The organism is Sphaerisporangium rubeum, assembly GCF_014207705.1.
Taxonomy (GTDB): Bacteria; Actinomycetota; Actinomycetes; order Streptosporangiales; family Streptosporangiaceae; genus Sphaerisporangium; species Sphaerisporangium rubeum.
Genome location: NZ_JACHIU010000001.1, coordinates 3,227,192 through 3,240,137 on the forward strand (window position 1 = coordinate 3,227,192; position 12,946 = coordinate 3,240,137).

Genomic DNA, 12,946 nt, shown 5'->3' on the forward strand with positions numbered 1-12,946 from the left:
CTCGATGTCCCACGTTCTCGTTCTCGTCGACGCGGCCACCACGCCGGTGCGCAAGCCGGCGCTGGAACTGCTCACCCTGGCCCGCAGGTTCGGCACCCCCGCCGCCGTCGTCTTCGGCGCGGCGGAATCCGGGCTGGTCGAGCACCTCGGCCGGTTCGGCGCCGCCACGGTGTACGCCGTGGCGGACCCGGCCGTACACGATTACCTCGTGCTGCCGAAGGTCGAGGCGCTCACCGAGATCGCCGGCCGGATCGGTGACGGGCTCGGCGGCGTGCTGATCGGCGCGAGCCCCGAAGGCAAGGAGATCGCGGCCCGCCTGGCGCTGCGGCTCGGCTCCGGCATCATCACCGACGCCGTCGACGTCACCGTGGACGACGAGGGCACAGGCCCCGTCGCGTCGCAGTCGGTCTTCGCCGCCGCCTACACGGTGCGGTCGCAGGTCACGACGGGGCCACCGGTGATCGTGGTCAAGCCCAACGCGGTGACGCCGCAGGAGGAGCAGGTCACCCCCGAGGTCGTCAAGGTAGACGTCGCGTTCTCCGACCTCGCGCGCGCCGCGCGCATCACGTCCAGGACGGTACGGCAGGCCTCGGGACGTCCGGAGCTGACCGACGCCTCGGTCGTGGTCTCCGGCGGCCGCGGCCTCGGCGGCGAGCAGGCGTTCGGCCTGATCGAGCGCCTGGCCGACCAGCTCGGCGGCGCCGTCGGCGCGTCCAGGGCCGCCGTGGACGCCGGGTGGTACCCCCACAGTCACCAGGTCGGCCAGACGGGGAAGACCGTGGCACCCCAGCTGTACGTCGCGGCGGGGATCTCCGGCGCCATCCAGCACCGCGCCGGCATGCAGACCTCCAAGACCGTGGTCGTGGTCAACAAGGACCCCGAGGCACCCATCTTCGAGCTGGCCGACTTCGGCGTCGTGGGGGACCTGCACTCGGTGCTGCCGCGGCTCACCGACGAGATCGACCGCCGCCGGTCCTGACGGCCGGCGTGGAGCACAGCAGCCGGATCGGCACTGACGACAGGAGTGAGAGCGTGCAGATCAAGAGTGTCGGCGTGATCGGTCTCGGCACCATGGGGGCGGGGATCACGCAGGTCGCGGCCCACCACGGCCGTGAGGTGATCGGCGTGGAGCGCGACGAGGCGGCCGTCGAGGCCGCCTGGGGACGGGTGCGCGACGGGTACGCGCGCACGGCGGCCCGAGGCAAGATGACCGAGGCGCAGGTCGAGGAGGCACTCGGCCGCATCACCATCGTCACCGACCTGGCCGCCGTCGCCGGCGCCGACCTGGTGGTGGACGCCGTGTTCGAGGACGTCGAGCTCAAGCGGAACCTGCTCGGCGAGATCGACAAGCTCGTGCCGCAGGAGACGCTCATCGCCTCCAACACCTCCACGATCCCGCTGGTCATCCTGGCCGGCGCGACCAGCCGTCCCGAGCGCGTCGTGGGGCTGCACTTCTTCAACCCGGTGCCGGCCATGCGGCTGGTCGAGGTCATCAAGACCCCGGTGACCCTCGATGAGACGGTGGAGGCGCTGCGCCGCTTCGCCGTCGACCTAGGCAAGGACCCCGTCATCGTCAACGACGTGCCGGGTTTCGTGGGGAACCTGCTGATCGTCCCCTACCTGCTGGACGCGATCCGGGCCCACGAGCGCGGCGTGGCCCCCATGGAGTCCATCGACGCCGTCATCAAGCTGGGGTTCAACCACCCTATGGGCCCCTTCGCGCTCAGCGACCTGATCGGCCTGGACATCGTGCACGACATGGCCGCGTCGATGTACGAGGAGTACAAGGAGCCGAGGTACTTCCCGCCGACCCTGCTCAAGCAGTACGTACGCCTCGGCTGGCTCGGCCGCAAGACCGGCCGCGGCTTCTACACCTACGAGACCTGACCCCCGCGTGACCCTCGGAGCCCGTGCCGCGCATCCACACGGCACGGGCTCCGGCGTGCCTGATCACACGGCACGGGCTCCGGCTGCCTGGTCACACGGCATGGCTCCGGCGTGGCGGGCCGGCGCGATACGGGTTCGGCGTGGCGCATGCATGCGCGGTGCGGGCTTGGGTGTGCGGATTCACGTCGCACAGGCTTCGCTGTGCCGGTTCCGTGGATACGGGTTCCGGTGGTGAGGGAGGGCCGGAGGCGGTATGACCGCATGTCTGGCGGCGCTCGTTTCTCGCGGCGTACCGGTCACGTCTTTCGCGCCGAGCTTCTCGCGGTCTTTTCGGTGAACCGATAAATCCCTGCGAAAACGTGCGTTGCTATTCAGTCGGGCATTTCAGGGTCATCACACTGACAAAACCGATATATCCGGTACAACGTGGACACGCCAAGGCCCCTCCCGCGGCGCGGAAGGGGCCCTTCGCTGTCGGCTCAGAAGTCGGACTCGATGTCCTCCGCGAGCTTCGCGAGCTCCGGCTTGCCGGCCGGCCACTTGATGATCGGGACGTCGTGGATGAGGTTGTGGTTCGCGTCGGCCTTGAGCTCGCCGCAGGCCCCCTCCAGCGTCGTCTGCTCGATCGCCGTGGCGACCTTCTGCGGCTCGGAGGAACCGGCCTTCTCGACGGCGGCCTTCAGCAGGTAGACCGCGTCGTAGTACCGAGGCGCGTTGGCGTCGGTGGGCTCCTCGTTGTACGTCTTGCGGTACAGGTCCATGAAGTGCTTGGAGCGCTCACCGGGAAGGACGTACGGCGCGCAGGAGGACACCGACAGGACCTTGTCGGTGAGCAGGTCCTTGGGGATGAGCCCGCGTGTCGCGGCGGCGCTGACCGAGAATGTCATGATCGGCAGGTCGACGTTGTTCTGCGCCGTCTGCTTGACGATCAGCGCGTCGGTCGTGGCGTACCCCCACTCCCAGATCGCGTCGCTCCCCTTGGCCGCGAGCACCGGTTCGGTCAGGTCGGTCACGGTCGGCGGGACCGCGCGCTCGGTCGTGGTCACCCCCTTCGCCTTGGCGTCGGCGATGATGGCCTGCGCACCCTCGGTGGGGGCCGCGTCCTGGGTGTGGATGATCGTCAGGTTCTTCACACCGAGGTCGCCGAAGAAGTACGAGTTGGCGGCCAGCGCGTACTGCGTGGTCGTCGGGCCGAGCCGGAAGGTCAGCTTGGTGCCGAGGGACTCGGGGCTGGTGAGCTTGGCGAGCGTGCCGTGGATCACCGGCACCCCCGCCTTGTTGATGGCGTTCACGGACGCGCGCAGCCCGGAGGACACCCCGTAGCCGATCATGATCGACGGCTTGTACTCGATGGCGAGGTTGGTGGCGCGTACCGCCGCCTCCGGCGTGATGTTGGTGTCGAACTTCTTGTATTCGAGCTTCCTGCCGTTGATCCCGCCGGCCGCGTTGATCTCGTCGACCGCCAGCTTCAGGCTGTAGTCACCGGCCGTGAGGGCCTGTGGACCGGTGAGGATGTCCATGAAGGCGATCCTGATCGGGCCGGTCTCGGCCTCGCCGCTCTCGGCCGGTGCGCCGCAGCCGGCCAGAACGGCGCAGATCGCCAGGCCGGCGGCCAGATGACCGGTGGGCTTCTTCATCCGGTGACTCCCTCGGTACAGGTCCAGGTGCGACCTGGGTGGTGCGGTTGCCGCTGCTAGGGGGAACCTAGCCGCCTCCCGGCAAGTGGGTCAATAGATTTATAACTATAGAAATATATGCGTGATCCGCCGGTGCGGGACCGGTCCCTGTGGCCTGCTCGGGGAGGTCCTACGCGTGTGCGCACGATGGAGTCCCTGGTCGCGACCCCTGCGGTGGCGACCGGCAAGTTCTAAGTGAAAGTTATTGACCTATCGAACTATTAACGCTAGCGTAACCGCACTGAAAGCCGTGCGCCAGACCTAGTGGGGTGATACGTGGACCGCTTCGTCTCGATCCTGGCCAGCGGAATAACGTCGGGAGCCATCTACGCCTTGATCGCGCTGGGCATCGTCCTGCTCCAGAACGCGACCGGCGTCATCAACTTCGCTCAGGGTGACCTGCTGACACTCGGCGCCTACATCGGCTCCTTCTGGGTCGTGAGCATGGGCTTCGGGCAGTTGCCGATGTACGTCGTGGTGCTCGCGGCGCTCTTCGCCGTCGGGGTGCTGATGGAACGGGTCGGCTACGCGCCGCTGAGGAATCGGTCCCCCCTGACGATCGTCATCTCGACGTTCGCGCTGGGACTGGCGCTCCGCGCGGTGATCCTCCTCTGGCAGGGCAGCGACCCCAAGAACCTTCCCTCACCCGCGGGGGAGAACACGCTCAACGTGGCCGGCGCGGCGGTGCCGTACCAGTCCCTCATCACCATCGTCGTCACGGTGATCGTGGGGGGCCTGCTCTTCCTGGCCTTCCAGCGCTCGGCGCTCGGCCGCCAGGTCCGCGCGCTGGCCGCCGACCGTGAGGCGGCCCTGCTGCAAGGCGTCAGGGTCAAGCGGTTGTCGCCGGTGGTCTTCGGCCTGTCGGCGGCGCTCGCCGGCCTCGCCGGGGTGCTGGTGGCGCCGATCGTCTCGATCACCCCGACCCTGGGCTTCGGCCTGCTGCTGAGCGCCTTCGCCGCGGTCATCCTCGGCGGGGAGCGCCTCGGGGGAGTGGCCTTCGCGGCGATGCTCGTGGCGATGGCCCAGGCCCTGCTCGGCGCCTACCTCTCCCCGGGTTTCATCGACGCCTATCCCTTCCTGATCCTCGTCGTCGTGCTGGCCCTTCGCCCGCAAGGCCTAGTCCGGATGGTGAGCGGTGTCCGTTTCTAGAGTCGTCTCCGAGGACCGCGTCCCCACCGCCGGCGGCGCCACCGCCGCGGTCCCGCCACCCCCGGCCTACACCGCGCACCCGCTGCGCTTCCTCGCGATCTTGACCGTCGCCGCGTTGATCGTGCCGTTCCTGGCCGGTGAGAGCGCCTACTCCACCGATCTGCTGAACACGGCCCTGATCCACTCGATCCTGGTGCTCGGCTTCTACTGGTGCTTCAGCCTCGGCGGACGCTTCACCTTCGGGGTGTTCGCCATGTACGCCACGGGGGCCTACATCTCGGTGTGGGCCGGCAACCACCTCGGCGGGTTCTGGGCCGGGCTGCTGGTGGCCGTGCTCGCGACAGGTGCGCTCGGCTGCCTCATGCAGCTGGTGTTCGCGCGGACCGCGCTCATCTTCTTCGCCATCGTCACGATGGCGATCGGCGGGCTCCTGATCATCGTCTTCCGTGAGTGGACGTCGTTCACCGGCGGCTACGAGGGCCTGTCCGAGATCGCCACACCGTCGATCCTGGGCCTTCCGCTGGACACGGCGGAATCCCGGTACTACCTGATCCTCGGCATCCTCGTGCTGTTCCTGCTGGCCACCGCGCTGTTCCTGCGGTCACCCGCGGCACGCGACCTGCGGATGGCCAAGGACAAGGGCCCGGTGGCGGCGGTCGCCGGACTGCGGCCCAAGCATCTGCAGCTCGCCGCCTTCGGCGTCGGCTCGGCGATGCAGGGAGCCGCGGGCTCGCTGTACGCGCACAACTCCGGATACTTCAGCCTCGAAGCGTTCAACATCGACATCTCGCTCCTCGTGCTCCTGATGCTGCTCCTCGGCGGCATGAACTCGATGTACGGCCCGGTGATCGGCGCGGTGGTGCTGGTCTACCTGCCGGAACTGCTGCGCGGCGTGCAGGACTACGCGGACTTCATCTACGGCGTGGCGGTCCTCGTGATCGTCGTCGCGTTCCCGTCCGGGATCGCCGGGCTCAGGCAAACCGTCGAACGGAGGCTGCGCCGTGCTGGCAGCGCGTGACATCCGGGTGCGCTTCGGCGGCGTGGTCGCCGTCGACAAGGTCTCGCTCACCGTGCGGGACCAGGAGATCGTCGGCCTCATCGGACCGAACGGCTCAGGCAAGTCCACGTTCATCAACGCGCTCACCGGCCTGGTCCCGGCGGAGGGCAGCGTGGAGGTCGACGGCAAACCCGTCACCCTCGGCAGGCCCGGCGCGGTGGCGCGCATGGGGGTGCTGCGCACCTTCCAGACCCCGCAGGTGCACGACGAGCTGACCTGCCTGGAGAACGTCCTGGTCGGGTTGCCGGAATGGAACCTGCGCACGCTCGGGGCCGCCTGGCTGCGCCGGCCCTCGATGATGCGGGCCGAGCGCGGCAGGTGGCGCGGCGCGTACGAGGCACTGGAGTTCACCGGGCTGGCCGACCGGGCCTCGGCCCAGGCGGGGGAGCTGTCCTACGGCGAGCGCCGCCGGCTCGAACTGGCCAGGGTCTACCTCGGCAAGCCGGCGACGTTGCTGCTCGACGAACCCGCGGCCGGGCTCAACCAGGTCGAGTCCCAGAACCTCGTGCGGCTGCTGACCGAGTGGCGCGACGCCGGCGGACCGGCACTGCTCCTGGTCGAGCACAAGATCGACTTCCTGGAGGAGCTGTGCCATCGCATGATCGTCCTGGAGCTCGGCAAACAGATCGCGGCCGGGGAACCGGCCGAGGTCTGGGCCGACCCGCGCGTCATGGACGCCTATCTCGGATCGGTGGTCATCGATGCTTGAGCTGAAGGACCTGCGGGTCGCCTACGGCCACACGCAGGCGGTGGACGGCATCGGCCTCACCGTGGGCCCGGGGGAGGCGGTGGCCCTGCTCGGCGCCAACGGCGCCGGCAAGACCTCCACCCTGAGGGCGATCTCGCGGCTCCTGCCGAGCGACGGCGAGCTCACGTTCGACGGCGCCGACGTGTCCCGGCTCGCGCCGGAGGAGCTCGCGCGCCGCGGACTCGTCCACGTGCCGGAGGGCCGCCGCGTGTTCGCCAGCCTGACCGTGCACGACAACCTCCTGGTCGGCAGGACCGCGCAGGCCCGCCGCGACGCGCTGTTCTCACCGGACGACGTGTACGACCTGTTCCCCGCGCTCGTGCCGCTGCGCAAGCGGCACGGCTGGGCCCTTTCGGGTGGCGAGCAGCAGATGGTCGCGATCGGCCGCGGCCTGCTGGCCTCCCCCCGGCTGCTGATGCTCGACGAGCCGTCGCTCGGGCTCGCGCCGATCGTCGTCAAGGCGGTGTACCAGGCGCTCGCCGAGATCAAGCAGCGGGTCTCGATCCTGCTGGTCGAGCAGAACGCCACCCTCGCGCTGACCCTGTGCGACCGCGGCTACGTCCTGCTGTCCGGCCGGGTGGTGCTGTCGGGGGCCGCCGCGGAGCTCGGCGACCGTGAGGCCCTGCTCGACTCCTACCTCGGCCACGGCGGCGGCGCGGCCGGCGACAGTGACGACGGTACGACCGAAGGCGACCACAGGACCGTGGCCGACCCGGACGCGGCGGACGCCACGACCCGGTGACGGCGGCGGCACGGCACAACGACCTGGTGACGCGACGACCCGGCGGGCTCGTCACTCGCAGCAAGAGTCCAGTGAGGAGGAGCAGTGCGCAAGCAAGTCCAGAAGACAGGTGACTTCGGCATCGGCCTGATGATCCACTCGGTGCACATGACCGATGACGTGCCGGCCCTGAACAAGTTCTACGAGGAGGTGTTCGGCGGCCTGGTCTTCATGGGGGTCGACGAGCCCAACTGGCTGGAGGTCGAGGACCGCTGGGCCGGGCTGATCATGATCAGCGACCTCTGCATCGAGACGATGGCCCCGAACGTCCCGGTCGACCCGGCCAAGCCGGTCGGGAAGTTCTACACCAAGTACGGCAAGCACCTGCACTCGGTCGGCTACAAGGTGGACGACCTGGTGGGCCTCGGCAACCGCCTGATCGAGCAGGGGGTGTACATCGGGGCACCCGGCGGCGGCAAGATCCAGGAGATGGACCCCTCGACGGTCTACTTCTACCCGAGCCCCCGCGACATGTTCGGCCTGATGGCCGAGCTGTGCGCGATCGACATGCCGGACGACCCCCGTGACCTGGCCACCTGGTCCTCCCAGATGAAGATGTGGGAGCACGGTCATCCGCTCACCATCAAGCGCCTGGCGTACATCACCCTCGGGGTCAAGGACCTCGACGCGGCGGTGGACACCTACGTTAACAAGATCCAGGCCGTCCCGGTGTCCAAGGGTGTCGACGACGAGGCCAGGGCCCGGTACGAGATCGTGCAGCTCGGCGACTGCCTGCTCCAGATCGCGCAGCCCCTGGAGGCCGACGGCGACCTCGGCAGGCACGTGGCGCGGTGGGGCAACATGATCTACGGCATCACCTTCAAGGTCGCCGACCTCGACTCCGCCGAGAGCTGGCTGGCCCGCAAGGGAGTGCGGACCACGCGGGTCAGGCCGACCATGCTGGCCGCCGACCCCGAGGACTGCTTCGGCGCGCCGTACTTCTTCACCACCGAGAGCATCGACAACGACCCGTACGAGTCCTGAGCCGGCGGGGTGCCGGCAGACGGGGCGTCCGCCGCCGAGGGGGGTGGCGGACGCCGCGGCGGTCCTGTCGCCGTCCTGGCGTTCTGCGGGATGACCGTCGCGTTCATGCAGACGATCATCGTCCCGGTCCTGCCCCGGCTGCCGTCCCTGCTCGGAGTCTCGCCGGAGGCGGTGTCCTGGCTGGTCACCTCGACACTGCTGTCCGGCGCGGTCGGCGCGCCGCTGTTCGGCCGCCTCGGCGACATGTACGGCAAGCGGCTGATGCTCGTGGTCGCGATGACGTCGCTGGTGGCGGGGTCGGCGCTCGCCGCCGCCGGCGGCACCTTCGGCTCGGTCCTCACCGGCAGGGTCCTGCAGGGCCTGTCGATGGCCGTGATCCCGCTCGGCATCAGCGTCATGCGCGACCACCTGCCGCAGGACCGGATCGGGACGGCCGTCGGCTTCATGAGCTCCACCCTCGGCGTGGGTGCGGCGATCGGCATGCCGGTGTCGGCGCTCGTCGTCCAGTACACCGGCTGGCGCACCCTGTTCGCCGGCGCCACGGCGCTCGGGCTCCTGTGCCTCCTGCTGATCGTCACACTCGTCCCCGGTGCCGGGCCGCGGTCCGGCGGACGGTTCGACGCCGCAGGAGCCGCCGGCCTGACGGTCGCGCTGCTGTGCCTGCTGACCGCCGTCTCCCACGGAGGGGAGTGGGGCTGGGCCAGCCCGCCGACGGTCGGGCTGTTCGCCGTCGCCTTCGCGGTGGCGCCGCTGTGGGGCCTGCACCAGTTACGGGTGCACCGGCCGCTGGTCGACCTGCGGATCTCCGCGCGCAGACCGGTCCTGCTGACCAACGTCGCCGCGATCCTGGTCGGCTTCGCCATGTACGCGGGTTTCCTCGTCACGTCCTTCCTCCTGCAGGCCCCGGTCGCCACCGGGTACGGCCAGGGGGCCTCGCTGGTGACGTCCGGCCTGCTGACGATGCCGGGGGGAATGGCGATGGTCCTGTTCTCGCGGGTGTCCGCTCGCCTGTCCGACCGGCGCGGCCCGCGGTTCTCCCTGGTGACGGGGGCCGTCCTCATGGCGGCGTCGTACGCCTTCTACGCCGTCGCGCACCAGCGCGTCTGGCAGGTCGTGCTCGGCGCGACGCTGGTGTCCATCGGCACGGCGCTGGCGTACTCGGCCATGCCGTCCCTCATCATGCGGTCGGTGCCGGTCACCGAGACCGCGTCCGCCAACAGCGTCAACGCGCTGATGCGCTCGGTCGGCACGTCGTCGTGCAGCGCGGTCGTCGGCGCGCTGCTGTCCGGCATGACCATGACGATCGGCGCCGACGTGGTGCCGAGGGGCCAGGCGTTCGTGCTGGTCTTCCTGATCGCGGGCCTGTCCGCGCTCGGCGGCGCCGTGGTCGCGCTGCGCATTCCCTCGTGACGGACGTGGCCGGGGAACGGCATTTCATATAAGGTTTTGCAAATATCGAAATATGTGAGAAGGGAGAAGACAGTGCTCTGGACGGCCATCGTGGGCCTCATCGGGACCCTTGTCGCTCTGGCCCTCGTCGCGCGCCGGGTGCTGTTCCTCTACCGCCTCGCCATGAGCGGTCAGCCGGCGCCTGAGCGGGTGGCGTACGCCAGGCGGAACGCCGGTGCGGAGCTGAAGGCGCAGCTGGTGGAGGTGTTCGGTCAGCGCAAGCTGCTGAAGTGGACGCCGTCGGGTGTGGCGCATTTCGTGGTGTTCTGGGCTTTTGTGATCCTGGCGACGGTGTACCTGGAGGCGTATGGCGCGTTGATCCAGGGTGCGGTGACCGGGACGCCGGACTTCCACATCCCGCTGGTCGGCACGTGGCCGGTGCTGGGGTTCGCGCAGGACCTCATCGCGGTGGCGTGTGTGGCCGGTCTGGCGGCGTTCGCCGTGATCCGGGTCCAGAACGCGCCGAGGAAGCTGGGCCGTGCGTCGCGGTTCAGCGGGTCGCATCTGGGTGGTGCGTGGCTGATCCTGTTCATGATCTTCAATGTGATCTGGACGTTGTTCCTGTTCCGGGGTGCGGCGATCAACACCGGGAACTTCCCCTACGACAGCGGCGCGTTCGCCTCCCAGGGTGTGGCGGCGCTGCTGCGGCCTTTGGGGGAGGGTGCCAACGAGGTGCTGGAGCCGGTAGGGCTGCTGCTGCACCTGGGGGTGATGCTGGTGTTCTTGGTGATCGTGGTGAACTCCAAGCACCTGCACATCTTCACCGCGCCGCTGAACGTGCTGTTCTCCCGCCGTCCCGACGGTCTCGGCGCGGTCCCTCAGATGCGCAGCAACGGCGAGGTGCTGGACTTCGAGGAGGCCGACCCCGACACCGATGTGTTCGGCCGGGGGACGCTGCAGGACACCACGTTCAAGGGGTTCTTGGACTTCTACACCTGTACCGAGTGCGGCCGGTGCCAGTCGCAGTGCCCGGCCTGGAACACCGGCAAGCCGTTGTCGCCGAAGATGCTCATCCTGGACCAGCGCGACCACGCCTTCGCCATCGCCCCCTACCTGCTGGCGTCCGAGGCCGAACGGGAGGACCTGCCGCAGGACGTGCTCGCGCTGGCCGGTAAGCCGCTGGTCGGGGAGCAGGGGGTGATCCACCCTGATGTGCTGTGGTCGTGCACCAACTGTGGTGCGTGTGTGGAGCAGTGCCCGGTCGACATCGAGCACATCGATCACATCATCGACATGCGCCGCTACCAGGTCATGATCGAATCCAGCTTCCCCTCCGAGGCCGGGGTGATGCTGAAGAACCTGGAGAACAAGGGGAACCCGTGGGGGGTGCCGGAGGTCAAGCGGGCCGAGTGGATCGAGGAACTGGCCTCCCGGCAGGTGGATCCGATCGAGGTCACCCTGATCGAGGACACCGTCCCCGACGGCATGGAGTACCTGTTCTGGGTCGGCTGCGCCGGCGCGCTGGAGGACCGCGCGAAGAAGACCACCAAGGCGGTGGCCGAACTGCTGCACATGGCCGGGGTCCGGTACGGGGTGCTGGGGCCGATGGAGGCCTGCACCGGCGACCCGGCGCGGCGGCTCGGCATGGAGTTCGTGTTCGACATGCTGGCCCGGCAGAACATCGAGACCCTCAACGAGGCCGGTGTCACCACGATCGTGGCGACCTGCCCGCATTGCTTCAACACCCTGGCCAACGAGTACCCGCAGCTCGGCGGGACGTATGAGGTGGTGCATCACACGCAGCTGCTGGCCAAGCTCGTCGAGGAGGGCCGCCTGACGCCGGTCACCCCGATCGAGGAGAAGATCACCTACCACGACCCGTGTTTCCTGGGCCGGCACAACAAGGTGTACACCCAGCCGCGCGACATCATGGCCAAGGTCCCCGGCGTCACCACCCAGGAGATGCACCGCTGCAAGGACCGCGGGTTCTGCTGCGGCGCCGGCGGCGCACGCATGTGGATGGAAGAACGCATCGGCAAACGCATCAACACCGAACGCGTCGACGAGGCCCTGACCACCGACCCCGACCGCGTGTCCACCGCCTGCCCCTTCTGCCTGGTCATGCTCGGCGACGCCATCAACGAGAAGAAGAACACCGGCGAAGCCAAACCCACCCTCGACGTCGTCGACGTCGCACAACTTCTAGTGACCTCGGTGAAGGGTGAGCGCGCACCCACGGCCTGACCGGCAAGCCGGGCCGGGGGTCGGTGGCGTGCGCGGTGCGGCCGTCCCTGGACTACTGCGTCCGTGGTCTCCTTGCGTCGTCGGTCTCCTCCGTCTCCCCCCGGTGAGCGTGGGATACTGACCGCTGCACCGCGGGGACGGAGGAGAGTGTGAGAGTCGGCCGGGCCGAGCTGGAGTCCTTCCGTGGCGGCACCCTGCCGGACCTCCTCGGGCCGAAGGTGCGGCTGCTGTTCGCCGGCATCAACCCCGGGCTGCGGACCGTCGCCGTCCAGACGCACTTCGGCCGGCCGGGGAACCGGTTCTACCCCGCGCTGTACCGGGCCGGCATCGTGGACCGGCTGATCGACGTGACCGACGGCATCTCCGCCGCCGACACCGAGCACCTGAAGGCGCAAGGCATCGGCATCACCAACATCGTGCCGGTCGCCACCGCGCGGGCCGACGAGCTGACCACCGAGGAACTCGTGGCCGGAGGCGAGGCGCTCGCCGAACGGGTCCGGCTGGTCAAGCCGGACGTCGTGGCGATCCTCGGCGTCACCGCCTACCGCGCCGCGTTCCGCCGGCCGAAGGCCGTCGCCGGCCGGCAACCCGAGGACATCGGCGGCGTACCGTTGTGGGTGGCCCCGAACCCCAGCGGGCTGAACGCGCACGAGACCGCCGCCAGCCTGGCCGAGGCCTACCGCGAGGTGGCCCTCGCCGCAGGCGTCCCGCTGTTCCCGCCACCTGAGGTCTGAACACCGGCGTGGCCTCGCGCCAATCGCGTTGCGATACGTGACGGCCGGTGGTTATGGTGTGCCGCAACGCGTTGACGGAGACGAGTAGCCGTCGGGCCGGGCAGGTCGGAGAGAGCCGCCGGGAGTTGCGAAGGCGGCCCTGCCCCCGCCGGTGAAGACCCTCCCGAGTGCGGGGAGGAACGGCCGCCGGCCCAATGCCCCGCCGGCCGGCCCCCGTCACCGGGCCATCGAGGCCGCCGGCCATGCGTCCGGCGGCGAAAGTGCGGTGGCACCGCGAGTTCCCTTCTCGCCCGCACT

General features: G+C 69.3%; 11 protein-coding genes. 10 read left to right on the forward strand and 1 reads right to left on the reverse strand.

The genetic code is table 11. The annotated features are described in order from the left end of the window. Positions 1–4: 4 nt before the first annotated feature. Together BJ992_RS13875 and BJ992_RS13880 are read left to right on the forward strand one after the other, a co-directional pair. Positions 5–979, forward strand: a complete 975-nt coding sequence (locus tag BJ992_RS13875; RefSeq protein WP_184981037.1) for an electron transfer flavoprotein subunit alpha/FixB family protein — start codon at positions 5–7, stop codon at positions 977–979. Positions 980–1,032: 53 nt separating this feature from the next. After that, positions 1,033–1,887 carry a 3-hydroxyacyl-CoA dehydrogenase family protein gene (locus BJ992_RS13880; protein ID WP_221474805.1) on the forward strand — a complete coding sequence of 285 codons (855 nt, stop codon included), beginning with the start codon at positions 1,033–1,035 and terminating at the stop codon, positions 1,885–1,887. Between the two features lie 479 nt (positions 1,888–2,366). On the opposite strand, the gene BJ992_RS13885 is transcribed toward BJ992_RS13880, so the two are convergent. Then, on the reverse strand, positions 2,367–3,524 hold the full coding sequence (locus tag BJ992_RS13885; protein ID WP_184981039.1) for an ABC transporter substrate-binding protein: 1,158 nt from the start codon (positions 3,522–3,524) through the stop codon (positions 2,367–2,369). A 315-nt stretch (positions 3,525–3,839) separates the two neighbouring features. Between BJ992_RS13885 and BJ992_RS13890 the strand changes: the two genes are divergently transcribed. From BJ992_RS13890 to BJ992_RS13925, 8 genes are all read left to right on the forward strand, one after another. Then, a complete protein-coding gene (locus BJ992_RS13890; RefSeq protein ID WP_184981041.1) occupies positions 3,840–4,712 on the forward strand; it encodes an ABC transporter permease subunit in 873 nt (290 codons plus the stop codon). Further along, a complete protein-coding gene (locus tag BJ992_RS13895; RefSeq protein ID WP_184981043.1) occupies positions 4,699–5,730 on the forward strand; it encodes an ABC transporter permease subunit in 1,032 nt (343 codons plus the stop codon). The genes BJ992_RS13890 and BJ992_RS13895 overlap by 14 nt, the downstream gene beginning before the upstream one ends. Further along, on the forward strand, positions 5,714–6,478 hold the full coding sequence (locus tag BJ992_RS13900) for an ATP-binding cassette domain-containing protein (protein WP_184988036.1): 765 nt from the start codon (positions 5,714–5,716) through the stop codon (positions 6,476–6,478). The genes BJ992_RS13895 and BJ992_RS13900 overlap by 17 nt, the downstream gene beginning before the upstream one ends. Further along, a complete protein-coding gene (locus BJ992_RS13905) occupies positions 6,471–7,259 on the forward strand; it encodes an ABC transporter ATP-binding protein (protein WP_184981045.1) in 789 nt (262 codons plus the stop codon). Before BJ992_RS13900 ends, BJ992_RS13905 begins: the two co-directional genes overlap by 8 nt. 84 nt (positions 7,260–7,343) lie before the next feature. Then, positions 7,344–8,282, forward strand: a complete 939-nt coding sequence (locus BJ992_RS34270; protein WP_184981047.1) for a VOC family protein — start codon at positions 7,344–7,346, stop codon at positions 8,280–8,282. A gap of 9 nt (positions 8,283–8,291) precedes the next feature. Next, positions 8,292–9,692, forward strand: coding sequence for an MFS transporter (locus tag BJ992_RS13915; RefSeq protein WP_184981049.1), 1,401 nt, complete (start codon positions 8,292–8,294; stop codon positions 9,690–9,692). Between the two features lie 72 nt (positions 9,693–9,764). Continuing rightward, the gene (locus BJ992_RS13920; protein ID WP_184981051.1) at positions 9,765–11,915 is read left to right on the forward strand and encodes a heterodisulfide reductase-related iron-sulfur binding cluster; all 2,151 of its coding nucleotides are present in this window, start codon (positions 9,765–9,767) and stop codon (positions 11,913–11,915) included. A 149-nt stretch (positions 11,916–12,064) separates the two neighbouring features. After that, positions 12,065–12,649, forward strand: a complete 585-nt coding sequence (locus tag BJ992_RS13925) for a uracil-DNA glycosylase family protein (RefSeq protein ID WP_184981053.1) — start codon at positions 12,065–12,067, stop codon at positions 12,647–12,649. Positions 12,650–12,946: the final 297 nt, after the last annotated feature.

Bases quoted from the DNA above. Each gene is read 5' to 3' on its own strand.
- BJ992_RS13875 (WP_184981037.1), top strand. From the start codon at position 5: ATGTCCCACGTTCTCGTTCTCGTCGACGCGGCCACCACGCCGGTGCGC.
- BJ992_RS13885 (WP_184981039.1), bottom strand. From the start codon at position 3,524: ATGAAGAAGCCCACCGGTCATCTGGCCGCCGGCCTGGCGATCTGCGCC.
- BJ992_RS13905 (WP_184981045.1), top strand. From the start codon at position 6,471: ATGCTTGAGCTGAAGGACCTGCGGGTCGCCTACGGCCACACGCAGGCG.